The organism is Pseudomonas sp. microsymbiont 2 (assembly GCF_054788395.1).
Genome location: NZ_CM139112.1, coordinates 2,913,828 through 2,937,361, shown reverse-complemented (window position 1 = coordinate 2,937,361; position 23,534 = coordinate 2,913,828). Strand labels below are relative to the sequence as shown.

The window sequence follows — 23,534 nt, the reverse complement described above, 5'->3', positions numbered from 1 at the left end:
CTCAGCCGCGCAGTTGCTTGAGCTTGCGGTACAACGTCGCCCGACTGATGCCCAGGGCCTCGGCCGCCGCCGAGACATTGCCCTGGTGGCGGTCCAGCGCGACGCGGATCAGTTCCAGTTCGTTGTCTCGCAGGCTGCCGGACGACGCCCTGCCACTGGCCAGCTCGTCGAGCAGGCAGTCGGTGAGGTGATCGAGGGTCAGCACCTGCTCGCCCTCCTCGCGCATGGCCAGGGCCGTGCGCACCACCATTTCCAGCTGGCGGATGTTGCCGGGCCAGTCGAAGTTTTCCAGCAGCGCCGCCAGCGGCGCGTCGAGGCTAACGTCTCTGGCCCCGGCCTTGTCCAGCAGGCCCTCGATGATCGTCGCCAGGTCGTCGCGCTCGCGCAGCGCCGGCAGGCGCAGGGACACCCCGTTGACCCGGTAGTACAGGTCTTCGCGAAATGCCTGGTCGCCGACCAGGCGCTTGAGGTCGCGGTGGGTCGCGCAGATCAGTGCGACGTCGATATCCTGCTCCTCGCTCGCCCCCAGCGGCGCCACCCGGCGCTCTTGCAGCACACGCAGCAGGCGCGCCTGCAAGGCCAGCGGCATGTCGCCGATCTCGTCGAGGAACAGCGTGCCGCCATGGGCCTGCATCAGCCGCCCGACCATGCCGCCGCGGCGCGAGCCGGTGAAGGCGCCGTCGCGGTAGCCGAACAGCTCGGACTCGATCAGGCCCTCGGGAATCGCCGCGCAGTTGACCGCCACGAAAGGTTTGCCGGCGCGCGTACTGGCCTGGTGCAGGGCACGGGCGACGACCTCCTTGCCGGTGCCGGTTTCACCCAGCAGCAGCACCGGCAGCCCGTTGGCCAGCCCCTGGCGGGCCATGCGCAGGGCACGTGCCAGGCGCGCATCGCGACCTGCCAGCGTTTCCAGTGCCTGAGGCCTGGCGGGTTCGGCACCTCGGGCAGACGGGGCCTGTGTCATGGCACGCGCCTGGCGCGGCAACTGCAGCGCGCGGAAGAACAATTCGCCCTTGGCGGTCTGCACACTGCTGACGCCGCCCTGCCACAGGCGCGCGATGAACGCCGATGAGCGCTCGCCCAGCAGGTCGCTGCCGCGCCGCCCAAGCAACGCCGCGCGGGACATGCGCAGCAGCTGGCAGGCATTGTCGTTGGCCGCCACCACCTCGCCCTCCAGGCTCAGCGCCAGCAGGCCCTGCCAGGCGCTCGCCAGGTACTGCGGGCGGCTGTGGAAGGCGAGTACCAGGTGCTCGGGATGATAGAGCCCGAACAGGCGGCTTTCGATGTTGCCAGCGGCGAGCATCAGCGTGGAGAGGCTGTCCTGGGGCTGGGCCATGATGCCCTCGCGCGTCACGTCGAGCACGCCGATCACCTCCCCGTGCGGATCGCGCAACGGTACCGAGGTGCAGGAAAACGGGCTGAGGCGGTCGAGGTAGTGCTCGCCGCAGTTGATCAGCGTGGGCTGGCCCTCGACCACCGCCGTGCCGATGGCGTTGGTGCCACGCAGGGCTTCGCTCCAGCAGCTGCCGGGGTGCAGGTCGCGCAGGCCTTCGCGCTGGAGCACGTGCTTCTGGCCTTCGATGGCCAGCACGTTGGCCTGGGCATCGCCGAGGATGACGATGCCGTTGTTGCCCTGGCGCCGGACCAGGTAGTCCAGCTCGGGGGTGACCGCGTCGATCAGCAGGCGGTTGTGTTCCAGCAAGGCGCCCAGGTCCAGGCCATGGCGAATGCCCAATCCCACCTGTTCGCCCTGCAGGCAGTCCAGGCCGTGGCCGAGGCTGCGGCGCCAGGAAGCGTCGATCTCGTCGCGCAGCATGCCCGAGGGCAGCTCGCCCTCGTTGGCCAGCTTGAGGCGGACCAGGCGGGATTGGTGCAGCGGGTCGTTGGCGAGCGTTGTGGGGTGTTGTCGCGCCATGGCGTGCTCCAGCGGTGCCCCGGTTTGCCGGGGTGATGGGCGTCGGATTTTTCGGCAGTGTGCGTCAGAATTCGTTGCTAGTCATCAGGTATGGGGGATCGGGGGGCTGCCAGGGGTATGACGGGATATTTGCAGCGCCTATCAGATCGAGCGCCGCCCGCGCGGCGCATCGCGACGCAAGGCCGCTCCTACATTTGTTTCGGGCCAGTCAATCCTGTGCCATTACCTGGTCCGCCTTGTTTGCACGACGCGGTTTCAGCGTGAGCACCACTGCCGCCTCGCCTGTCTCAAGACATGCACCAAGGCGGGCAACCATGGCCTGACAGGTTCGGCACGTTGCAACAAATGTAGGAGCGGCCTTGCGTCGCGATGCGCCGCGCGGGCGGCGCTCGATCTGATAGGCGCTGCAACTCTCTCGACAAACACCTAGCAGCCTCACCCCATTCCCCTCGACAAACCTCTGGCAGCCTCACCCCATTCCCCAATGCTGGGTCCCCCCGCCCACCCGCAACACCCCGCCGAACATCGCCAGCCCCCGCCAACCCCCTGCCCCAGAGCCCCCGCACACCTCCCAAGCAAACCTGGCACAACAGTTGCCGGTCCCTCCCCAGACGCCCCAACCCATGGGCCCGTTTGCAGGAGGAATCGACTCATGCACCGACCGACACCCCACCCGCTGGCCGTCGCCATCTTCGCCGGCCTGCTCCATCTACCCGCCCAGGCTGCGCTATACGCGGTCGACACCGGCCCCTACACGTTGCCCACTGGCAAGTTCCCGGCCTGGTACCAGGACAGCCATGGCCGGGTCCTCGACCTGTGCCTGTCCAAGGCCGTCAGCTCGCGGGTCGCCGGTGCCCCAGGCGCGCCGTCGTACATGTGCACCCTGCTGCCGACCCCAGGCGTGTTCGACGACACCCAGCCGATCGTCTTCCCCAGCAATTTCCCCGATGAGGCGTTCTGGTTCACCGCCGACGCCACCATCGTCGACGCCGCCCGTGGCATCGACCTGAGCTTCGGCTCGGCCATCGAGGCGGCGTTCAGCGCCGAGGAGCCGATCGACGGCGACCAGGTCAGCTTCGCCCGGGTGCGCATTCGCGTCGATGTGCCGGTGGCCGGCACCTACGTGATCACCCACCCCTACGGCGTCGAAGTGTTCGATGTGCCCGCCGCCGGCCGGCGCGCGATCAACATGACCCGCGACATCGGCATCGGCTCGCCGGGCGACCACAGCGGCGCGCTCAAGGGCGACGTCGGGCCGTTCCTGCGCAGCGTCAACGGCCCGTATACCGAGACCAACCCGGTGTCCGGCGCCAGCGAGCGTTTCGTCGGCGACCCGAACCTGGAAGAGCCGGTCACCGGCAGCCCGTTCAACACCAACTTCGTGCGCATCGAAGGCCCCAACGGTATCGACCTGCGCACTGAGCTGTTCGCCATCTCCGGCAAGCTGTCCACGGTCAACCGCCCCACCCCGCTGATCCCGCTGCGCAGTACCTATTCGCGGCACAGCGTGAACGGCGACCTGCGCGCCCAGCAGGATGTGTTCGCCATGGCGCCACCGGCGCCGGCCACGGTCACGTTGTCCAGCCAGACCCCCACCCTGCCTTTGACCGAAGCCAACGGCACCGGCGCCTGGTATGCCCAGTCGGCGCTCAATCCCACCTTGCCGCTGACGCTGCAGGTGACCGCCGACAACAGCCTGGCCATCGCCACCAGCACCCCGACCAGCGCGCCGATGCCCCTGGTCGACCTGGTGACCATCAGCCGCGCCGAATACAGCCTGGCCAGCGGCCAGTTGACCCTGGTCGCCAGCACCAGCGACGAGACCAGCCCGCCGGCCCTCACCGCCCATACCGGCAACGGTGCGCTGATCGGCGGCCTGAGCGGCAACGGCGCGGTGAAGACCCTCAGCACCGGGCTGTCGCCGATTCCGCCGGCCAGGGTGCAGGTCACCAGCGCCAATGGCGGCAGCGACAGCGAAGACGTGGTGCTGGTGCCATGAACAGACAAAGGCCCCGCCTTCAAGGAGGCAGCATGAACACATGGTCACGCCGGGCGCTGTGCGCCGCCGGTTTCACCCTCACCGTGACCAGCGCGGCCTGGGCCGCGCTGTCGGAGGTCGACCCAGGCCCCTATACCTTCGCCACCGGGGGCTACCCCATGTGGTACAAGGACGCCAACGACCTTGCCCTGGAGCTGTGCCAGTCGCGCGCCACCAGCAGCCGGGCACCAGGCGCGCCGGGGGCGCCGGCCTACCTGTGCACCCTGCTGCCCGAGCCCGGCGTCTATGACGACGCCCTGCCACTGGTGTTCCCGGACAACTGGCCGCCAGAGATGTTCTGGTTCCTCGCCGAAACCGAGATTCCCGAAACGGGCAACAGCGGCTACGAGCTGGAAGTCTATGTGGCTGCCCTGGAAGCGGCCTTCGCCGCCGAAAATCCGGTCGACGGCGATCAGCAGAGCTTCGCCCGCATCCGCATCCGCGCTTCGGTGCCGCGTGCCGGCACCTACACCGTCACCCATCCCTACGGTGTGGAAACCGTCACCGTGGCGGCCAACCAGGTCGGTCGGCGGGCGATCAACATCACCCGCGACATCGGCATCGGCGCCCCTGGCAACTTCAGCGGCGCGCTGAACGGCAACCTCGGCCCGTTCCTGCGCGGTGTCGGTGGCCCATACACCGCGGTCAACCCGGACACCGGCGCCACCGAGACCTTCATCGGTGACCCGAATATCACCGAGGCGGTGACCGGCAGCCCGAACAACACCAACTTCGTACGCATCCAGGGCCCGGCAGGCACTATCCAGACCAACGCATTCACCGTGTCCGGCAAGCTGCTCGACCAGCGCCAGCAGACCCCGGTAACCCTCGAGCGCGCCACCTACCAGCGCAATGCCGCCGGCACCCGCGTCGAGGTCTTCGCCAAGGCGCCGAACAGCGCCAGCCTGTGTCTGCGCAACGGCCTGGCGCTGATCGGCACGCCGCCGTCGCCCTGCCAGTTCGGCATGCTCGCCGACAACAACGGGCTGTTCTTCAGCCAGCAGCTGAGCCAGGCCGTGCCACCGTCGGTGGTGGTGGTCACGGCCAGCAGCCCCGCCGGCAGCACCCGGCCGACCGCGCTGTCGAGCAAGCTCAGCGATGTGGTGAAGGTCAGCACCGCGCGTTACGACTGGGCCGCGAAGCGACTGGTGATCGAGGCCCGCTCCAGCGACGAAGTGCTGGTGCCCGATCTGCTGGTGCAGGGCTTCGGGCGCATGTCCAAGGCTGGCGTGCTGCAGAGCCTGACGGTCAACGACCTGACTCAGCCGCCAGCCAGCATCACCGTCAAGTCCGCCCACGGCGGCAGCGACGTGGAGCCGGTGGTGGTGGTCGGCAGCGCGCCGGTGCAAGCCGAGAACCAGCCACCGCTGGCCCAGGCCGACACCGGCAGCACCAGCGTCGGCGTACCCGTGACCCTGAACCTGCTGGCCAACGACAGCGACCCCGACGGCAACGTGCCGTTGGCGATAACCGACCTCACCCAGCCCGGCACCGGCCTGGGTGGCGTGGTCCTCAACGGCAGCACCGCGGTGACCTACACCCCGCCGGCCGGCGCCACCTCGCCGCTGGTGGCCACGTTCAGCTACCGCGCGCAGGACGCCAAGGGCCTGAAGTCGGCGATTGCCACGGTGACCGTCAACGTCGCGCCGAACCAGCCACCGACCGCCGTGGCCGACAGCGTCGCCACCCTCGGCGTGCCGGTGACCATCGGCGCCCTGGCCAACGACACCGATCCGGAGGGCAACCTGCCGCTGACCATCGCCAGCGTCACCCAGCCGACCCCGGCCGGGCGTGGCACGGTCAGCACCGACGGCAACGTGATCACCTACACGCCACCGGCCACGGTCAGCTCGGCGTTCAGCACCAGCTTCACCTATATCGCGCGTGATTCGGTCGGTGGGCTGTCGACGCCGGGCACGGTCACCGTGCAGGTGTCGCCACGGCCGGCCCAGGAAACCTTCGCCATCACCGCGGCGACGGTCACCGCCCGCTCGAACAACCGGTACAACTGGGACATCAGCGGCACGTCCTCGGTGACCACCGGCAACACCATCACCGTGCGGGTCACCACCACCAGCGGCGTGCAGACCCTGGGCACCACCACGGTACCGGTGACCGGCCGCTGGCGCCTGGCGGTGAGCAACAGCACCACGGCGATCCCGACCGCCAGCCCGACGGTGACCGTGACCAGCAGCCAAGGCACCACGCGCACCAGCAACGTGACCGTGCAGTAGCGCCTCGGGAGGACGCCATGAAACGCCTGTATCCACTGCTGCTGTGCCTGGCCGTCATCGGCCAGGCCAGCGCCGACGACCTGATGGACAACGCCGACCTCGCCGCCGGCAGCGACCTGGGCGAGCCCCTGGTGGTGCGCCTGCTGCCGGCGGGCAATGGCCAGGTGGCGGTGATCGAGCAGCAAGGCACGGGCAACCGCGCCGCCCTCGACCAGAACGGCCAGGCCCTGCTGGGTCGGATCGTCCAGGCCGGGGGCGCGCAGGAAGCTTACATCCTGCAGGAAGGCAGCGACCTGATGGCCGCGATCAGCCAGCAGGGCTATGGCAACAACGCGACGATCCGGCAGACCGGCAGCGGCAACAGCGCCACCATCGAGCAGCTCGGCAACCTCAACAACGCCACCATCGACCAGCGCGGCACGGGGCTCAACAGCTCCGTGACCCAGGCCGGCAATGGCCAGCAAGTCCATATCACCCAGTATCGCTAGACCCGTACCGACAAACCTGGAGGCACCACCATGCACAAGCTCGCCCCCCTGAGCGCCGCCATTGTCCTGGCCCTTGCCGGCCAGGCCATGGCCGACGACAGCACCTCGACCCAGACCCAACAGGGCGCCCAGAACATCGCCGAGGTCAAGCAGACCCTGGCGCCGTTCGCCTCGGCCACGCAGAACCAGGCCGGCCATGACCACAACCACATGGCCGTGCAGGACAACAGCACCAGCCACATCCAGCAGAGCGCCACCGGCTCGTTCAACGCCGGCTACGCCGAGCAACTGTATGAAAACGGCAGCCAGATCACCCAGCACGCGGGTGGCGAACTGAACGACGCGTTCGCCAGCCAGTCGGTGGGCGAGAACAACGAGGCATTGCAGACCCAGGCCGGCGCCGGCAACCGCTCGATCATCTGGCAGGACACCCAGACCGGCAGCAAGGCCACCACGCTACAGTCGGGCTTCGGCAACAGCGCCACCGTCGAGCAGCTGTTCGGCGGCAGCAACAACAAGAGCGTGATCATGCAGCTGGGCACCGACAACCAGGCCGCCGCCGAGCACATGACCCACCGCGATGGCGATATCGCCATCTATCAGGAGGGCAAGCAGAACTGGGCCTATGGCGACCAGCGCGACGGGTTGGGCGGCACCATCGGCATCAACCAGTACGGCACCGGCCATTCGGTGGAAGTCTGGCAGGACAACCAGACCGCCAGCCAGGCCAGCGTCCAGCAGAATGGTCAGCTCAACGAGGGTTACATCGACCAGAGCTTCGGCCAGAACAACAGCGCCAACCTGAACCAGAGAGGCAACGGCAACGCCAGTTGGTCGGACCAGTTCGAGAGCAACCAGTCGGTGACCAGCATCTCGCAGGACGGCAACAAGAACCTGCACTTCACCTACCAGACCGGCGACAACCATAGCCTGACCATCAGCACCGTGGGCAATGCCAACAAGATCATGGCCAGCAACTGGAAGGGCGAGAAATCCGGTGGGCAGTTCGGCGCCAACCAGCGTGCCGAGATCAACCAGAACGGCCACGGCAACAGCGTCAACATCACCCAGGAAGGCAACAGCCAGGTTGCCCGGCTGAACCAGAAAGGCCTCTTCAACAAGATGGAGACGCGTCAGGTAGACAGCAACAACGAGCTGTACTTCGAACAGAATGGCAACGACAACCTGCTCATCGCCGATCAGCGCGGCACCGCCAACTACGCCGAAGGCCTGGCCGCCGGCAGTGGTGGCAGCATCACCGTCGAACAGTCCGGCAGTGGCAACCAGAGCTACACCTACCAGCTGCACGGCTACGGCAACGAAGCCAGCATCAAGCAGACCGACGGCGTCAACCTCGCCTACGTGACCCAGGCCGGCAACGCCAACCAGGCGTTTGTCGACCAGAGCGGGGCCAGCCAGACGGCCACCATCACCCAGTACGGCAATGCCAACATGGCGACCGTTACCCAGCAGTGAGGTTCTCCCTCCCCCCTTGGACCGCGGTGTTGGCTCTCCCTGGCACTGCGGTTCCTTTTTGCTTCAGGTTCGAGAATGCCGGTTTTGATTTTTCATGCGCATTCGCAGGCGATGTTGATTGTTCTGGCCCTTTCGCGCGCAGGGCGGGAGCGTGAAGCCTCAGGAACTCTCGCGCACCATCAGCTCGAACCCCAGGTCCTGCTGCTCCTCGGCCACCCGCTTGCCGTCGAGCATCGCCAGCAAAGCCTGCGCCGCCCCTCGCCCAACCGCCGCCCGCGGCGTGCGAATGGACGTCAACCGCGGCACCATGTGCGCCGACCCCGGCAGATCATTGAACCCGACCATGGCCACCTGGCGTGGTACTTCGACCCCCTCGCGCAGCGCCTGCAGCACCGCCCCCTGCGCCAGGTCATCGTTGCAGAAGAAGATGCCATCGACATCCGGCGCCCGCGCCAGCAACCGACTGAACAGCACGCCGCCCAGGCCAATGGAAGACGGCTGCGGATCCAGCACCTCCAGCTCGGGCGCCTGCAGCCCGGCTTCGGCCAGCGCCTGGCGGAAGCCTTCGGCACGCTGCATCACCCTCGGGTCGAGCTGCGCCGCGATGAACCCCAGGCGCCGCCGCCCGCGCTCGATCAGGTGCCGCGCCGCGGCGCGCCCGGCCTCGTGCTGGGAGAAGCCCACCGACAACGCGCCTGTCGCCCCGCCCAGCTCCATCATGTGCACGCACGGCACCTGGCTGGCCGCGAGCATCTTGCGCGCGCCTTCGCTGCGCTCAAAGCCGGTGAGCAACATCCCGCACGGCTGATAGGCCAGGTAATTGCGGATCAGGTTCTCCTCCTCGGCGATATCGTAGTGATAGTTGCCGATCAGCACTTCCAGCCCACGCGGCCGCATCACCTCATGGATCGCTTCGAGGGTGTCGATGAACAGCTGGTTGGACAGCGACGGAATCAGCACCACCACCGACTGGCTGCGCGCCGAAGCCAGGGCGCGGGCCGCCGGGTTGGCGACATAGCCGAGGCTGGACGCCGCGGCCAGGACCTTTTCCACCAGCTCGGGCGCGACCGTGCTGACCCCGCGCAGGGCGCGGGAGGCGGTGATGGGGGAAACCCCGGAAAGCCTGGCGACTTCCGCCAGAGTGGGACGACCAGTGGTACGCGAGCCAGTACGAGACATGAGTGTTGTAATTTTACTGCTTGCAGGAATGGGGAACGGTCACTAAGGTAGCGCTGTCTCTGAATGCAGGCAATGCAATCTTGGTAGCAGGCATGCGTTCAGCGTCCATACTGCCAAAGACAAGATCAATAAAACCCGGGAGGGTCGCGTTGTCGCGTTTGGTCCGCCTTGACCAAGACAGCGCTATCTCACCCAGCAGGAGGTACAGATGAACCCTTCCCTGTCCGCGATCGTGGTCATGGGCGTGGCCGGCTGCGGTAAGAGCAGCGTCGGCGCCGCCATCGCCACCCGCAGCGGCGGCCGCCTGATCGAAGGCGATGCCTTTCACCCTGCCGCGAACATCGCCAAGATGAGTGCCGGCATTCCCCTGGACGACGACGACCGTGCCGGCTGGCTGGTACTGCTTGGCCAGGAACTGCAGGCCACCCTCGCCGCAGGCGAACGCCCCATCCTCACCTGCTCGGCCCTCAAGCGCCGCTATCGCGACACCCTGCGCCAGGCCGTGTCCGAGCTGTGCTTCGTGTTCCTCGAACTGACCCCGCAGGAAGCCGAGAAGCGCGTGCTCGCCCGCCCCGGCCACTTCATGCCGGCCAGCCTGATCGACAGCCAGTTCGCCGCGCTGGAAGCGCCGCACGGAGAGCCCCTGACCCTGGCCCTGGACGCCACCCGCCCGCTGGCGATGCTGGCCGAGGACGTGCATCAATGGCTAAAGCCCAACGGTGAGCAGGCGCTGGCGCGGACTGCCTGACCCGGCGGTTTTTCCAGCTCACCAAAGACAGCGCTGTCTCCCAAGCCTCTGATGGCCAATGACGCAAGACACGCGACACCAAAACAACAACGAAACGAAAAGACCGAGGTTCACGAACCATGTTCGGACTGGCTACCGATACCTTTCTGCTACTCGACGCACTGGTCACCATCGTCGGGCTCATCCTGCTGATCACTCACTTCAAGGTTCACCCCTTCGTCGCCCTTACCCTGGCCGCGGGCTTTCTCGGCCTGACCTCCGGCATGCCGGTGGCCAAGGTGATGAAATCGTTCCAGGACGGCTTCGGCGGCGTGCTGGGCTTCGTCGGCATCGTCCTGGCCCTGGGCACCATGCTCGGCAAGCTGATGGCCGACTCCGGCGGCGCCGACCAGATTGCCCAGACCCTGATCCGCGCCTTCGGCAAGCAGAAGGTGCACTGGGCGATGATGTTCGCCGCCTTCCTGGTGGGGATCCCGCTGTTCTTCGAGATCGGCTTCGTGCTGCTGATCCCGCTGGTGTTCATCGTCGCTCGTCGCTCGGGCGTGTCGCTGGTGAAGATCGGCATCCCGTTGCTGGCCGGCCTGTCGGTGGTGCACGGCCTGGTACCGCCACACCCGGGGCCGCTGCTGGCGATCGGCATCTTCCACGCCGACATCGGCAAGACCATTTTCTACGGCCTGCTGGTGGCGCTGCCGACGGCGGTAATCGCCGGGCCGCTGTTCGGCAATTTCATCTCGCGCTACATCCCGGGCAATCCGTCCCAGGAGCTGATGGACCAGATCGCCCGTGAAACCAACCAGCAAAACCTGCCGAGCTTCACCGTGACCCTGGTCACCGTGCTGCTGCCGGTGGCGCTGATGCTGCTCAAGACCTTCGCCGACGTGGTGCTGCCCGCCGAGCATATCGTGCGTCAGTGGATGGACCTGATCGGCCACCCGATCACCGCCCTGCTCGCCGCCCTGCTGCTGGCCTTCTACACCTTCGGTTCGGCGCGCGGCTTCAGCCGCCAGCAGATCATGAAGATGCTCGACCAGAGCCTGGCGCCCACCGCCGCCATCGTGCTGATCGTCGGTGCCGGCGGTGGCTTCAAGCAGATGCTGGTGGACACCGGCGTCGGCAACGTGATCGGGCAGATGGCGGTACAGGCCGAGATCTCGCCGATCCTGCTGGCCTGGCTGGTGGCGGCGGTGATCCGCATCGCCACCGGTTCGGCGACCGTGGCCACCATCACCGGCGCCGGCATCGTCGCACCGGTGATCGACCTGGTGCCCGGGGTGAACCGCGAGCTGCTGGTGCTGGCCACCGGCGCCGGCTCGCTGATCCTGTCCCACGTCAACGACGCCGGGTTCTGGCTGGTCAAGCAGTACTTCAACATGACCGTGGCGGAAACCTTCAAGACCTGGAGCATGATGGAAACCATCCTTTCGGTGGTCGGCATCATCTTCATCATGCTGCTGTCGCTGGTGGTGTGACCGTTGATCGCCGCAATGGCACCTTGCTGACGGGTTCCAGGCCCAAGTGAGACAGAGGCCCTGCGCTGGCAGGGCCGCTTTCTCCGTCGCAAAGGAGCCTGCCCGATGAAACACGCCTTCCTCCTGGCCGCCCTGCTCGCCTCGCCCCTGGCCTTGGCCGTGGGCACCGGCACCACCTATCCCGACGATCCGCACAATCCGGCGCCACAGCCGGGCGTCGACAGCACCCTCAATCCGATCGAGAAGCCCATGCCACGGGATACGGACCCGAGGATCAAGGGCAATGACCCGCAACGCGCGCCTGCCGAGCAGAACGATGCTCGCGATCTGCCGGGGATGGGCGACAGTGGCTCGGAGGGCATGGGGCGTGAGGGTGACGGGTCAGGAAACACCGGGAAACCTTGAGCGCACACCCCTTGTAGGAGCGGCCTTGTGTCGCGAAAGGGTCGCGAAGCGGCCCTTACAATCTTTGCATCAATGCTGAAATCCCGGGGCTGCTGCGCAGCCCTTTCGCGACACAAGGCCGCTCCTACAGGGATCGCGCCGCTACTCACCACTGCCGTTTGTCCGGCCTGCTCAGCCCCAGCTTCTCGATCTTGTAGCGCAGCATGTCCCGTGACAGACCCAGCAGGCGCGCCGACTTGGTGACATTCCAGTCGGTGCGATCGAGCGTGCGGCAGACCATGTCGCGCTCCATGTCCGGCAGGCTGCCGGAAAGCTCCGATTCGTGGCGATGCGCATCGAGAACGGCAATGGTCGACGGCTGCGCCATGGGCTCGTCGACCAGGGTCATGCACAGGTTCAACTGATGCGCGCCAATCACCTCGCTGGGGGCCAGCAGCACGGTCTGCTCCAGCATGTTGCGCAATTCGCGCACATTGCCTGGCCAGCCATACCCAAGCATCAAGGCCTCGGCCTCGGTCGAGAAGCGCAGGTTCGGCTTGCCATAGCGGCGCCCATGGTGCGCCAGGAAATGCCGGGCAAGACGCAGGATGTCCTGGCCGCGAGCATACAGCCGCGGGACCTTCAGCGCGATGATGCGCAGGCGGAAGAACAGGTCTCGGCGGAACTTGCCCTGCTGGACCATCTGTTCCAGGTTGCAGTTGGTGGCACTGATCACCCGCAAGTCCACCTTGCGTTCCTTGACCGCGCCGATGCGGCGGATGCAGCGGTCCTCCAGGAGCTTGAGCAGCTTGGCCTGCAGTACCAGGTCCATTTCACCGATTTCATCGAGGAACAATGTGCCGCCATCGGCCGCCTCGACCAGGCCGACACGCCGCTCCTTGGCATCGGTGAACGCGCCCTTCTCGTGCCCGAACAGCTCGGCCTCCAGCAGGTTGGCCGGAATCGACGCACAGTTGAACTCGATGAACGGCCCCTTGGCCCGGCTGCCATCGAAATGCAGGGCACGGGCCACCAGTTCCTTGCCCGTGCCGGTCTCGCCCTCGATCAACACCGGCGGCAGGTCGTCGCTGGCCATGCGCCGCTCGGCGTCGAGCAACTGCCTGAGCGTGTGCTTGAGCTCGAGCATCACCGGCGACTCGCCGATCAGCGCCTGCATCCCCGACTTCTGCGCCTCGCGCTCCTGGTAGAAGGTCAGCGTGCGCTCCATGCGCTCGGCAGCCAGGGCCTTGTCCAGCATCAACTTGAGCTCGGCCAGCACCACCGGCTTGGTCAGATAGTGAAAAGCGCCCTCTTTCATGGCCAGCACCGCGTCCTCGACGTTGCCGTAGCCGGTCATCATGATCACCTTGAGCTCCGGCGCCTGTGCCACCAGGGTCCGCAACAGCTCATGCCCGCTCATGCCAGGCAGCGAGTTGTCGGTCAGCACGGCATCGGGCTGAACGCGCTTGACCTGCTCGAGGGCCAGCTCGGCGCTATGGCACACCGAGACCTCGAAGCCCTTCAGATTCAGGTAGGTGCGAATATTGTCGGCGAGGATCTCATCGTCCTCGACCACCAGGATGCTGCGCTCCATGGTCCCCTCCCGCTGCGATATTGAAAGTCAGGCTGACGCGGGTTCCTTCCTCTTCGCGGCTGCTCAGTTCGACCGCGCCGCCAAAGCGTTCCATGATCCGTTTGACCAGGGCCAGGCCGACGCCCAGTCCGCCCTGCTTGGTCGTGAAGAATGGCTTGAACACCATCTGTCGTTGCTGCTCGCTCATGCCTTTGCCGGTGTCGCTGAGCTGCAACTGGGCCTGCTGGCCGTCGAGCTGGCGTACCTCGGCCCGCAGCACGCCGCCTCGGGGCATGGCCTCCAGCGCATTGGCGAACAGGCTGTTGAGAATCTGGGTAAGTTGCAGCGGCTGGCTCGCCACCCACTGCGCCTGCGGCCCTTCGAGGCTGAAACACACGCCGTTGCGCTCGATCTGCGGCGCGAAGGTCTGCCGTGCATCCTCGATGGCGGCCACCAGGTCGACCGCTTCCGCTTCATCGCTGGCGGGGCGCAGCGACACCAGCAGATCGCGCACCCAGCGCGACATGCGATCGACCTGGGTGATGATGTCGCCAATGTTCTTGCGCGCCGCCGGGCTGGCGATCTCCTGGGCCAGCTCGGCGCTGGAGCGGATGTTGGCCAGCGGGTTGCGCAGGCTGTGGGCCACCGCCGAGGACATCTCGCCCAGGGCCACGTAGGTCTCGCTGGCCACCAGCCGGTCCTGCTGATGCTGCAGCAGGCTCGCGGCGCGGCGCACGATCCAGAACAGCCCGAAGTAGATCAGCGCGCCACCGGCCAGCGTGGAGACCCAGATCAGCACATAGCCACGCTGGATCCGCCGCACCAGGTCCTGGGGTTCCTTGTAGATCTCGACCATGCTCAGCACCTGTTCGCCCTGGCTGTCGAACAGCGGAATGTAGTTTTCGATGAACAGCAGCCTGGGCTCGCGCTGGAACTTCTGCTCCTCACGGTCCTCGTCGGCCTTGTGGTAGCTGGCCGACACCGACTGGCGCGACTGGAAGGCATGCTCGAGATCGTCATCGCCCTCGATACGCTTGCCGATCAGTTGCGGATTGGTCGACCAGACCACCGTGCGATCCCGGGCATAGACATTGGCCAGGAGGATGTCGGGCAGGTGTTCGACATGATCGAGGAACTCGACCCGGGTGGACTGGGCCAGTTGCGGCGTGAACTGCAGGTGCTGTTCATCCAGCCGTGGGTCGAGCAGCTCGCCCATGGTGACGCCCGGCGGCAACTGTGAGTGCCGTACCTCGGCCTGGGCCATGGCCTGGATGAACTGGGCGGTGAGCATGGCGTCGCGCTCGACACTGTCGCGCACCACGAAACGGGTCGACACATACCCCAGCCCGCCGGCGACCGAAGCGATGATCAGCAGGCTGACCAGCGAGAACCAGCGCAACAGGTTGAACTCGCGCGGCGGCGAAAGCAGCCCCGGGATAGGGGGGACGGCTTTGTCGGGGGACTCGTTCTCGAGCGTCTGCATCGCTTCATATCCGCCTGGAGGCCGGTGATCGTCACCCGCGCGCCGTCGCTACTCGCGGTAGCAAAATCCCTGGCGGCGTCATGCCTGTCATCGCCACCCTGGGGTCGAGAAGGGTCTAAGCAAAAACTTGGCCAGCGAAAAATAAAAATCATTTTTATATATAAATCATTTGTTTAGAGCTTAAACCTAAACTCGAAAGAAGAAGAATTCCCCAGATGTGGGTAAAAACCACCCGATTCAATAAAAACAATAAAAATCATTAAGTTAAAAATCTTATCTGATAAATAACATCAGGTTATTACCACGCGAAAACTCAACAGCACACGGGTACCCAAGCCTTCCTGGCTGCTCAGGCGCACCGAGCCACCGCAACGCTCCATGATCCGCTTGACCAGCATCAGCCCCACCCCCAGCCCGCCCTGCTTGGTGGTGAAGAACGGTCGGAACGCCATGCGCTGCTGTTGCTCGTTCATGCCCTTGCCGGTATCCGACAACCGTAAGGTCAGGCTGCGCCGGTCATGTCTGACCAGCTCCACGCGCAACTCGCCACCTGGCTCCATTGACTCCAGGGCGTTGGCGATCAGGCTGTCGAAGATCTGCCCGATCAGCTCCGGCTGCCCCAGCACCTGCACTGTCGGCAGCTCCGCCAGCGCCAGGCGGATGCCGCCGCGCTCCAGTGCCGGGGTGAACGCCTGCAGGCTTTCGCGCAGGGTCTGGGCAATATCCACCGGCACCGTGTCGTCGTTGAGCGGGCGCAACGACTGCAGCAGCTCGCGTACCCACTTCGACATGCGATCGACCTGGCTGATGATGTCGCTGATATTCTTCTGCGCCGGCCCCTCATCGAAGGCCTCGGCCAGCTCCGCGCTGGAACGAATGCTGGCCAGCGGATTGCGCAGGCTGTGGGCCACCGCCGACGACACCTCGCCCAGGGCCACGAAGGTTTCGTTGCCGATCAGGCGCTTCTGCTGCGCCGCCATCAGCCGCGCGGCTCGGCGCATGATGCCGTAGAGCCCGAAGTAGACCAGCCCCACGCCCACGGCAATGGCCAGCCAGATCAGCAGCAGGCCATGCTCGATGCGGGTGATCAGGTCATGGGGTTCCTTGTAGATCTCGACCATTGCCGTGACCTTGTCACCGTCGGCGTCGAACAGCGGGATATAGTTTTCGATGAACAACTGCTCAGGCGGCGTGATGAACTTCTGCTCGCTGCGCGCCTGTTCGAAGTCGTGGTAGCTGGCCGAGACCCGCATCTTGTATTCGAACGCCTTGTCCAGGTCATCGTCGGAGTCGATCAGCTTGCCGATCAGGGCCGGGTTGCTCGACCAGATCACCGTCCGGTCAGGCGCGTAGATATTGGCCAGGAGCAGGTCCGGCAGATGGGCGACATGGTCGAGGAACTCGCCGCGCGCCTTGCGCCGCGCTTCTGGCGAGACCTGGGGCACGGCATGGTCGGTACGCGGGTCGAGCAGCTCGCCCATGGTGCGCACATTGGGGATCGACACATGCCGGACCTCGGCATCGGCGATCGAGGTGATGAACTGGGCAGTGAGCAACGCATCGCGCTCGACGCTCTCGTCGATGATGAAACGACTGGAGATCAGCCCCAGGCCGATGCCCACCGAGAGAATGATGGCCAGGCTGACCCAGGCATACCAGCGCAGCAGGTTGAACGGCTTGCGCCCGCCGCCGCCATCGGCGGGCACGAACGGTTCGAAACGGGGGGCGAGGTCCATGGCAGGCTCCGCGGCTGGGCACCTCTAGAGGTTATAGCCCAGAGTTGGGGAAACCATGGGCTGCCGGCGTGGCCTTGTCGCTCACAGAACAGGAGGCGGTCCGGCCGTCGACGGCCCTCGGACATTCTAGAGCGGCGCATCCTCGGCCAAGCCCCGCAGCAGGCGATATTCGCGCAGCACGTTCGGCACATAGCGCCGTGTCTCGGCAAAGGGCGGCACCACCCTTCCCCGGCTGAGCACCGCGTCCGGCCCGGCATTGTAGGCCGCCACCGCCAGGGTGATGTCGTTGTCGAACAACGTCAGCATGCGCTTGAGGTAGCGCGCGCCGCCATGCACGTTGGCCTCGGGGTCGAGCGCATCGCTGACCCCCATTTCCTTCGCGGTGCCCGGCATCAACTGCATCAATCCCACCGCGCCCTTGGCCGAACGGGCCTTGGGGTTGTAGCCGGACTCGGCCTTGATCAAGGCATGCAGCAAGGCCTGCGGCACATCGTTGGCCAACGCGGCGGCGGCCACCAGTTCGGCATATGGCCGGCCGATGACCAACTGCGCATTGGCCGGCCCGCCCTGCGCGTCCTTCTCGCGGATCACCCGGTCGTAGTGGCGTCCCGGACGGTGCACGTTGGACAGCACGAAGCCACCCTTGCCGTCGCTGGAGATGTACACGTCGGCCTGGGCGTCCAATGCCAGCAGCCCTACCAACAATCCCAGGATCAATCCACGCATGTCGGTCGCCTCCGAGCCGTGAGCCCCCGAAGTGGGGGAAATGCCCCGCCAAGCCGGGCTTTTCGGCAATGACGCAAGCAGCGTGCCGCCGGCCATCGCCCATGGCGCCTGGCCCCGACGCAGACGAGCACGGCAGTTGCATGAGCGCAGTGAAGGCAAGCCTGCCCACGCGACGGAGGGTTTCAACATGCAACGCAACATTCATGTCCAACGTGGCTTCACCTTGCTCGAACTGCTGGTGGTACTGGTGGTGCTGGGCCTGTTGGCCGGCATCGTCGCCCCCAAGTACTTCAGCCAGTTGGGGCGCTCCGAAGCCAAGGTGGCGCGGGCACAGATCGAAGGCCTGGGCAAGGCCCTGGATCTCTACCGCCTGGAAATCGGCCACTACCCCAGCAGCGAGCAAGGGCTGCAGGCCCTGGTGGTGGCGCCTAGCGGCGAGGGACGCTGGGCCGGCCCCTATCTGCAGAAAGCCGTGCCCCAGGATCCGTGGGGGCGCGCCTACATCTATCGACAACCTGGCGAGAACGGCGGCGAGTACGACCTGCTGTCCATGGGCAAGGATGGCCAACCTGGCGGTGACGGGGAAAACGCCGAGATCAGCAGCTGGCAGTGAGGAGTTCGCTCATGCGTTATCAGCTCAAGGCCTTGGGGCGCCAGGGCGTGGTGCAGTTGCAGGTCGATGCCGAGGACATCGAGCAGGCTCGGCGCCAGGCCGAGGATCAGGGGTTGCGCGTGCTCAGCGTGCGCGGCCAGGTTCGACTCTGGAAGCGCCGCGCGGCGGCGTTCGACCTGGTCCTGTTCAGCCAGGAACTGACAACCCTGCTCGCTGCTGGCCTGCCCCTGATCGATGCCCTGGAAAGCCTGGCCGAGAAAGCCCCCGGCAGCGACGCGCGCAAGACCCTCGAACAACTGGTGCGCCAGCTGTATGAAGGGCGCTCGTTTTCCCAGGCCCTGGCCCAGCAACCCAGGGTGTTCCCCACCCTGTACGTGGCCCTGGTGCAATCGAGCGAGCGTACTGGGGCGCTGGGCGACGCCCTGACCCGCTACATCGGCTATCGACAGCGCCTGGACCTGGTCAGGCAGAAGCTGGTCGGCGCCTCGGTCTACCCGCTGTTGCTGTTGCTGGTCGGCGGCGGCGTGGTGCTGTTCCTGCTGGGTTATGTGGTGCCCCGCTTCAGCCTGGTGTTCGAAGGGATGGGCAGCGAGCTGCCGTGGCTGTCACAGGTACTGATGCAGACAGGCTTGTTCCTGCACGCCCAGCAATTGCCGCTGGGGCTGGGCGCGCTGGCGCTCATCACGACACTGATCGCCCTGCGCCGCCACCCCGCGGTACGTCGCTGGGGCAGCCGGCAACTGCGCCGCGTACCGGCCCTGCACCAGCGCCTGGTCATGTATGAGCTGGCGCGCTTCTACCGCTCGCTGGGCATTCTCCTGCAAGGCGGCATTCCCATCCTCACGGCGCTGGGCATGGCCCGGGGCCTGCTGGGCAGCGACGCGGCCACGGGCCTGGAGCACGCCAGCCGGCAGGTTGCCGAGGGCCTGGCGTTGTCCGCCGCGCTGGAAGCGAACCAGCTGGTGACCCCGGTGTCGTTGCGGCTGCTGCGCGCCGGCGAGCACGCTGGCAACCTCGGCGAGATGCTGGAGCGCTGCGCAGATTTTCATGACCAGGAAATCGGCCGCTGGGTGGAGTGGTTCGTCAAGCTGTTCGAGCCGTTGCTGATGACGTTCATCGGCTTGCTGATCGGGCTGATCGTGATCCTGATGTACATGCCGATCTTCGACCTGGCCTCGAGCATTCATTGAACACGGCGGCCAATGGCCTTGGGCTCGTCGTCGTTCAGTAGTCGAAGCGCTCCACCGCCCGACGCCGATCATTGTCATCGCGCCGATCATAGCCTGCCGTGGTCTGGATATTGGCGTGGTGCGCCAGTTTCTGCGCGATCGACAGGTCGTGTTCTTCGATCACCCGGGTGATGAAGGCCCGGCGAAAATCGTGGGGCATGATCTTCGCCCCGACTTGCGCCCCACGCTGACGGGCAATGTAGTAGATCGCATGCTTGGTGATGCGTGCCCGCGTGATATGGCTGCCGCGACGGATCCGGTTGAACAGGAAGCTGTCGTCGCGCTCGCCGCTCGGCAGGTGTTCGCGACGCAGGTCGAGCCAGGCCTGCAGCTTTTCGAAAGCCCAGGCCGGGGCGTACTTGATCAGCTGGCGATTGCCCTTGGCCAGCACCTGCACGCTGCGTTCCTGGAAATCCACCTGGGCCAGGTCGACATCCACCGACTCCGACTTGCGCATGCCCGTGCCGTACAACAGCGCCAGGATCGCCGCATCGCGCACGCCCTGAGGACGCGGATCGGCGGCGCATACCTCCATCAGCTCACGGATCAGGCTGCGGCGCAGGTTGCGCCCCGGCGGCAGGCGACTTCCGCCGGCCGGTTTGATCTCGCGGATCTTGAGCAACCGCTCATGTTCGATCAGGCCCTGGCGCCAGGCTTCGTTCATCACGCCACGCACGGCGTTGACGTAAAGCGACGAGGTGTTGGGGGCGTAGCCGTCGGCGCGCAAGGCGGCGACCAGCGCGATCACGTGCCCGGGCTCGAGATGGTGCCAAGGGACATCGGCAATGTCGCAGTCGACGAAGCCCAGGCGGTCGGCGGCGTCCTGCAGGATGTAGCGCATGGTCAGCTGGCTCGATGGCGCCAGACGGGCGAAGTACTGCAACAGCGGGTTGCGCAGGAGGTCGGTCACAAAGGGAATCCTGTAGCGATGCCACATCTCGCGAACGGCGTGACACGGAAAAACGAGTCATTTCAACCTTGATGAAGGTCAAAATGACTTCAAAACAACAAAGTCATAATGACTACAACTGGTGCCATTACCTTGATATTCAAGGGCTTTGAGCAATGGCACGGTTCGTGATGGTACCCCATTCAACCGCTCCGATCGAACCAAGGTTCCCGCCATGCTGATTCAGCCGATCGTCACTCGTCCTCGCCAGGCCCTCTGGGCTCTGGGATTCCGTCCATTCTTCCTCGGCGGCAGCCTGTTTGCGCTGATCGCCCTGTTGCTCTGGGGCGGCACGCTCGCGGGCGCCCTGTCGCCCACCCCGCCCGGCGGCATGCTCGCCTGGCATCGCCACGAAATGCTGTTCGGCTTCGCGGTAGCCATCATCGCCGGCTTTCTGCTCACCGCCGTGCAGAACTGGAGTGGCATCCCTGGCCTGGCCGGTCGGCCGCTGCAGGCTTTGTTCCTGCTCTGGTTGCTGGGCCGCCTGGCCTGGTTCATGCCACTGCCAGCCTGGCTGCTGGTATCGATCCAGGGCAGCTTCCTGCCGCTGGTCGCCGTGGCCCTGGCCCGACCGATCATCCTGCGGCGGCTGCGCAACAACTACCCGATCGTCGGCCTGATCCTGCTGATCGCGGCGTGCCAGTGGCTGACCCTGGTGGGGTGGCTGGCGCACAGCGAGGAGTGGCAACGACGTGGTGTATTGGCTGGGCTCTGGCTGGTCGCCGCGATGATGAGCGTGATCGGTGGCCGGGTAATCCCGTTCTTCACTCGTCGTGGCCTGGGCAACATGACGCCCGCCAGGGCGCGCCCATGGCTCGACCGCGCCTGCCTGCTGGGCAGCGTGTCGGTGCCGCTGAGCTTTGTCGCCGGGCTCGGTGACAGCCCCCGACCTTCGATGGCCGTGCTGTTCGCCGCCCTGGCCCTGTTGCACGGCGCACGCCTGCTGTCGTGGCATGAGCGCGGGCTGTGGCGGCTGCCGCTGTTGTGGTCGTTGCACCTGGCCTATGCCTGGCTGATCCCGGCTTGCCTGGGCCTGGCCCTGTGGCATGCGGGGATGACGCTGGCTCCGAGCCTGGCGACCCATGCGTTGACGGTCGGCGCCATGAGCGGATTGATCGTGGCGATGATGGCCCGGGTGAGCCTGGGACATACCGGGCGGCCACTGCAGGTGCCGCGCAGCATCGGCTGCGCCTTCGCGCTGATCCAGCTGGCGGCGTTGGCACGGGTGGTGATGACGCCATTCACGCCATTGGGGCTGGGGTTGTCGGTGCTGTTCGGCAGCGCTGCGTTGCTGCTGTTCCTTTGGCATTACCTGCCTATCCTGATGCGCGCCCGAGCCGATGGCATGCCGGGCTGATCCACGACAAGAGCACGACTGGTCTACAGTTCAAGCCAGGCCCTCCCCGCCAAGAGACCGCATGGACTTTCTCCGCCTCACCCGCACCCACCCCCGCCTGAGCATCGCCACCCTGGCCGGCGTGCTCGGCGCGTGGCTGATTCCCGCCGACGATACGGTGCAGCATATCCTCAGCGGCTGGAACCTGGGCGTCTGGCTGTACTTGCTCATGGTCCTGTGGCTGAGCCTGCGGGCCAACGCCGAGCGGGTGCGCAACGTCGCGCGCATCGAAGACGAGAATGCTGGCCTGGTGCTGATCACCGTCTGTATCTCGGCCATCGCCAGCCTGGCCGCCGTCACCCTGCAGCTGGTCTCGAGCCGAGGGCTGGACGGCTCCGCCCTGGCCCTGCACTACCTGTACACCGGGCTGACGGTAGCCGGCTCCTGGCTGCTGATCGCCTGCATCTTCAGCCTGCACTACGCCCGGCTGTTCTATACCGACGGCGCACAGAAGCCGCCCCTGTATTTCCCCGACGGCGAGCGCAATCCGGACTACTGGGACTTCCACTATTTCTCGTTCACCATCAGCGTCGCCGTACAGACCTCCGACATCGGGGTCGGCAGCCGGGCCATGCGCAAGGTGGTGCTGGCCCACTCACTGGTATGTTTCGTGTTCAACACGGCGATCCTGGGCTTCACCATCAACATTGCCGCAGGCCTGCTCGGCTGACAGGCGCAAGGCGAAAGCAACGATGCGCTGGCATGCCGTCTCCAGCACCTCGGCCTCCAGCACCAGCCCCAGACGCACGTGCCCCACCGCGCTTGGCCCGAAGGCGTCCGCGGGCAGCAGCGCCACGCCCTCTTCGTCCAGCAGGCGCTGGGCGAAGGCCTGGGCGCCGAGCCCGGTGCCGCGAATATCGAGCATGACGAACATGCCTCCGGCCGGACGATGGACCTGTACGCCGGGGCAACCGTCGAGTTGCGCGCACACCCGGTCGCGCCGCTGCCGATAAGCCTCGCGCATTCGCTCCACCTCTGGCAGTGGCTGCTCCAGCGCGACGCAGGCCGCATGCATGACGAACTCCGGCAAACCGAACAGCATGGCCATGGCCAGGTTGCCCAGGTGAGCGGCCAGCGCTGGCGGCGCGATCACCCACCCCACACGCCAGCCGCTCATGGCGTGGGACTTGGACAGGCTGTCGATGATCACGCAGCGTTCGGCCATGCCGGGCAGCCGCCAGGGCTGCGGCGTCTCGCCGTCATGCGCCAACCGCCGATAGACCTCGTCACAGACCAGCCAGACATCATGCGCGCGGCACAGTGCCGCCAGGCGCTCCAGGTCCGCCGCGCCGATGACCGCGCCCGTAGGGTTGTGCGGGGTGTTGAGCAACAGCCCCCTGGTCCTGGGGGTGATGGCGCGGGCCACGGCGTCGGGGTCGAGGCGAAACGCCTCCTCCGGGCGCACCGCCACGGGTACCGCCCGTGCGCCGCAAGCCCCCAGCACAGCGTGATAGGTGACGTACATCGGCTCGGCGACGATCACTTCATCTCCGGCCTCGAACAGGCATTGGCAGGTGGCGAACAACGCCCCTTGCGCGCCGGCGGTGACCACCACCTGGTCCGGATCCAGCGCCAACCCGCTGCGCCGCACGATCGCCTCGCGCAGGGCTCGGCTGCCACGCACATCACCGTAGTGGGTATCGCCTCGACGCAAGCTGGCCACCGCGGCATCCACCACCGGCACCGGGGTATCGAAGTCTGGGTCGCCCATCGACAGCAGCAATACCTCTCGCCCCTGGCTGCGCAGGTCCAGGGCCTGATAATGAATGTCCCAGGCCGAGGCCGCATCGCCGGCGATGCGTTGAGTGAGCGAGGAATAACGCATGACTGTCTCCCTGTCTGCCAATCGGCACCGTTGGTCCGAAAGATGCTGCCGGTAAACATAGCAGAGCAAG

19 protein-coding genes are annotated in these 23,534 nt (G+C 66.2%); 11 read left to right on the top strand and 8 right to left on the bottom strand.

Features of this window, described 5'->3' with window-relative positions; translation table 11 throughout:
* Position 1 precedes the first annotated feature (1 nt).
* On the bottom strand, positions 2–1,915 hold the full coding sequence (locus ACYUME_RS13220; RefSeq protein ID WP_460414968.1) for a sigma-54-dependent Fis family transcriptional regulator: 1,914 nt from the start codon (positions 1,913–1,915) through the stop codon (positions 2–4).
* A 652-nt stretch (positions 1,916–2,567) separates the two neighbouring features.
* Here ACYUME_RS13220 and ACYUME_RS13215 point away from each other — a divergent pair.
* The 4 genes from ACYUME_RS13215 to ACYUME_RS13200 are packed head-to-tail and all read left to right on the top strand — an operon-like array spanning position 2,568 to position 8,151.
* The gene (locus tag ACYUME_RS13215) at positions 2,568–3,914 is read left to right on the top strand and encodes a hypothetical protein (RefSeq protein WP_460414966.1); all 1,347 of its coding nucleotides are present in this window, start codon (positions 2,568–2,570) and stop codon (positions 3,912–3,914) included.
* 32 nt (positions 3,915–3,946) lie between these two features.
* Positions 3,947–6,187 (top strand): Ig-like domain-containing protein, encoded by a 2,241-nt coding sequence (locus tag ACYUME_RS13210; RefSeq protein WP_460414964.1) that lies wholly within the window; start codon positions 3,947–3,949, stop codon positions 6,185–6,187.
* Between the two features lie 17 nt (positions 6,188–6,204).
* Positions 6,205–6,675 carry a curlin gene (locus tag ACYUME_RS13205; protein ID WP_460414962.1) on the top strand — a complete coding sequence of 157 codons (471 nt, stop codon included), beginning with the start codon at positions 6,205–6,207 and terminating at the stop codon, positions 6,673–6,675.
* 30 nt (positions 6,676–6,705) lie between these two features.
* On the top strand, positions 6,706–8,151 hold the full coding sequence (locus ACYUME_RS13200; protein WP_460414961.1) for a curlin: 1,446 nt from the start codon (positions 6,706–6,708) through the stop codon (positions 8,149–8,151).
* Between the two features lie 159 nt (positions 8,152–8,310).
* Here the strand turns inward: ACYUME_RS13200 and gntR are convergent, their stop codons facing one another.
* Positions 8,311–9,330 carry an HTH-type transcriptional regulator GntR gene (gene gntR / locus ACYUME_RS13195; protein WP_279885070.1) on the bottom strand — a complete coding sequence of 340 codons (1,020 nt, stop codon included), beginning with the start codon at positions 9,328–9,330 and terminating at the stop codon, positions 8,311–8,313.
* A 208-nt stretch (positions 9,331–9,538) separates the two neighbouring features.
* On the opposite strand from gntR, the gene ACYUME_RS13190 reads away from it, so the two are divergent.
* The 3 genes from ACYUME_RS13190 to ACYUME_RS13180 all read left to right on the top strand — a co-directional run bounded on the left by ACYUME_RS13190 (position 9,539) and on the right by ACYUME_RS13180 (position 11,955).
* Positions 9,539–10,078 (top strand): gluconokinase, encoded by a 540-nt coding sequence (locus ACYUME_RS13190; RefSeq protein ID WP_279885066.1) that lies wholly within the window; start codon positions 9,539–9,541, stop codon positions 10,076–10,078.
* Positions 10,079–10,197: 119 nt separating this feature from the next.
* Positions 10,198–11,550 carry a GntP family permease gene (locus ACYUME_RS13185; RefSeq protein WP_279885064.1) on the top strand — a complete coding sequence of 451 codons (1,353 nt, stop codon included), beginning with the start codon at positions 10,198–10,200 and terminating at the stop codon, positions 11,548–11,550.
* Positions 11,551–11,655: 105 nt separating this feature from the next.
* Entirely contained in the window at positions 11,656–11,955 is a 300-nt protein-coding gene (locus ACYUME_RS13180) for a hypothetical protein (RefSeq protein ID WP_279885063.1), read from the top strand.
* Between the two features lie 145 nt (positions 11,956–12,100).
* Here the strand turns inward: ACYUME_RS13180 and ACYUME_RS13175 are convergent, their stop codons facing one another.
* The 4 genes from ACYUME_RS13175 to ACYUME_RS13160 all read right to left on the bottom strand — a co-directional run bounded on the left by ACYUME_RS13175 (position 12,101) and on the right by ACYUME_RS13160 (position 17,452).
* Positions 12,101–13,528: a sigma-54-dependent transcriptional regulator gene (locus ACYUME_RS13175; RefSeq protein ID WP_460414958.1), complete on the bottom strand. Its 1,428-nt coding sequence runs from the start codon at positions 13,526–13,528 to the stop codon at positions 12,101–12,103.
* Positions 13,494–14,990 carry a sensor histidine kinase gene (locus tag ACYUME_RS13170; RefSeq protein WP_460414956.1) on the bottom strand — a complete coding sequence of 499 codons (1,497 nt, stop codon included), beginning with the start codon at positions 14,988–14,990 and terminating at the stop codon, positions 13,494–13,496. Before ACYUME_RS13170 ends, ACYUME_RS13175 begins: the two co-directional genes overlap by 35 nt.
* A gap of 290 nt (positions 14,991–15,280) precedes the next feature.
* Complete coding sequence (locus ACYUME_RS13165; RefSeq protein WP_460414954.1) at positions 15,281–16,726, bottom strand: ATP-binding protein; 1,446 nt, start codon at positions 16,724–16,726, stop codon at positions 15,281–15,283.
* 126 nt (positions 16,727–16,852) lie between these two features.
* Entirely contained in the window at positions 16,853–17,452 is a 600-nt protein-coding gene (locus tag ACYUME_RS13160; protein WP_279885058.1) for a lytic transglycosylase domain-containing protein, read from the bottom strand.
* Positions 17,453–17,639: 187 nt separating this feature from the next.
* On the opposite strand from ACYUME_RS13160, the gene gspG reads away from it, so the two are divergent.
* Complete coding sequence (gene gspG / locus ACYUME_RS13155) at positions 17,640–18,065, top strand: type II secretion system major pseudopilin GspG (RefSeq protein ID WP_460414952.1); 426 nt, start codon at positions 17,640–17,642, stop codon at positions 18,063–18,065.
* An 11-nt stretch (positions 18,066–18,076) separates the two neighbouring features.
* Positions 18,077–19,255 (top strand): type II secretion system F family protein, encoded by a 1,179-nt coding sequence (locus ACYUME_RS13150; RefSeq protein WP_460414950.1) that lies wholly within the window; start codon positions 18,077–18,079, stop codon positions 19,253–19,255.
* Between the two features lie 34 nt (positions 19,256–19,289).
* On the opposite strand, the gene ACYUME_RS13145 is transcribed toward ACYUME_RS13150, so the two are convergent.
* The gene (locus tag ACYUME_RS13145) at positions 19,290–20,204 is read right to left on the bottom strand and encodes a site-specific integrase (RefSeq protein ID WP_279885050.1); all 915 of its coding nucleotides are present in this window, start codon (positions 20,202–20,204) and stop codon (positions 19,290–19,292) included.
* Between the two features lie 214 nt (positions 20,205–20,418).
* On the opposite strand from ACYUME_RS13145, the gene ACYUME_RS13140 reads away from it, so the two are divergent.
* Positions 20,419–21,600 carry an NnrS family protein gene (locus ACYUME_RS13140; protein ID WP_460414948.1) on the top strand — a complete coding sequence of 394 codons (1,182 nt, stop codon included), beginning with the start codon at positions 20,419–20,421 and terminating at the stop codon, positions 21,598–21,600.
* 61 nt (positions 21,601–21,661) lie between these two features.
* Positions 21,662–22,309, top strand: coding sequence for a DUF1345 domain-containing protein (locus ACYUME_RS13135; protein WP_460414946.1), 648 nt, complete (start codon positions 21,662–21,664; stop codon positions 22,307–22,309).
* Here the strand turns inward: ACYUME_RS13135 and ACYUME_RS13130 are convergent.
* Positions 22,235–23,464, bottom strand: coding sequence for a pyridoxal phosphate-dependent aminotransferase (locus ACYUME_RS13130; RefSeq protein ID WP_460414944.1), 1,230 nt, complete (start codon positions 23,462–23,464; stop codon positions 22,235–22,237). The genes ACYUME_RS13135 and ACYUME_RS13130 overlap by 75 nt on opposite strands.
* Between the last annotated feature and the right edge of the window lie 70 nt (positions 23,465–23,534).

Bases quoted from the DNA above. Each gene is read 5' to 3' on its own strand.
- ACYUME_RS13190 (WP_279885066.1), top strand. From the start codon at position 9,539: ATGAACCCTTCCCTGTCCGCGATCGTGGTCATGGGCGTGGCCGGCTGC.
- ACYUME_RS13220 (WP_460414968.1), bottom strand. From the start codon at position 1,915: ATGGCGCGACAACACCCCACAACGCTCGCCAACGACCCGCTGCACCAA.
- ACYUME_RS13205 (WP_460414962.1), top strand. From the start codon at position 6,205: ATGAAACGCCTGTATCCACTGCTGCTGTGCCTGGCCGTCATCGGCCAG.
- gspG (WP_460414952.1), top strand. From the start codon at position 17,640: ATGCAACGCAACATTCATGTCCAACGTGGCTTCACCTTGCTCGAACTG.
- gntR (WP_279885070.1), bottom strand. From the start codon at position 9,330: ATGTCTCGTACTGGCTCGCGTACCACTGGTCGTCCCACTCTGGCGGAA.
- ACYUME_RS13140 (WP_460414948.1), top strand. From the start codon at position 20,419: ATGCTGATTCAGCCGATCGTCACTCGTCCTCGCCAGGCCCTCTGGGCT.
- ACYUME_RS13150 (WP_460414950.1), top strand. From the start codon at position 18,077: ATGCGTTATCAGCTCAAGGCCTTGGGGCGCCAGGGCGTGGTGCAGTTG.
- ACYUME_RS13180 (WP_279885063.1), top strand. From the start codon at position 11,656: ATGAAACACGCCTTCCTCCTGGCCGCCCTGCTCGCCTCGCCCCTGGCC.
- ACYUME_RS13200 (WP_460414961.1), top strand. From the start codon at position 6,706: ATGCACAAGCTCGCCCCCCTGAGCGCCGCCATTGTCCTGGCCCTTGCC.
- ACYUME_RS13170 (WP_460414956.1), bottom strand. From the start codon at position 14,990: ATGCAGACGCTCGAGAACGAGTCCCCCGACAAAGCCGTCCCCCCTATC.
- ACYUME_RS13165 (WP_460414954.1), bottom strand. From the start codon at position 16,726: ATGGACCTCGCCCCCCGTTTCGAACCGTTCGTGCCCGCCGATGGCGGC.
- ACYUME_RS13130 (WP_460414944.1), bottom strand. From the start codon at position 23,464: ATGCGTTATTCCTCGCTCACTCAACGCATCGCCGGCGATGCGGCCTCG.
- ACYUME_RS13160 (WP_279885058.1), bottom strand. From the start codon at position 17,452: ATGCGTGGATTGATCCTGGGATTGTTGGTAGGGCTGCTGGCATTGGAC.
- ACYUME_RS13210 (WP_460414964.1), top strand. From the start codon at position 3,947: ATGAACACATGGTCACGCCGGGCGCTGTGCGCCGCCGGTTTCACCCTC.
- ACYUME_RS13135 (WP_460414946.1), top strand. From the start codon at position 21,662: ATGGACTTTCTCCGCCTCACCCGCACCCACCCCCGCCTGAGCATCGCC.
- ACYUME_RS13185 (WP_279885064.1), top strand. From the start codon at position 10,198: ATGTTCGGACTGGCTACCGATACCTTTCTGCTACTCGACGCACTGGTC.
- ACYUME_RS13175 (WP_460414958.1), bottom strand. From the start codon at position 13,528: ATGGAGCGCAGCATCCTGGTGGTCGAGGACGATGAGATCCTCGCCGAC.
- ACYUME_RS13215 (WP_460414966.1), top strand. From the start codon at position 2,568: ATGCACCGACCGACACCCCACCCGCTGGCCGTCGCCATCTTCGCCGGC.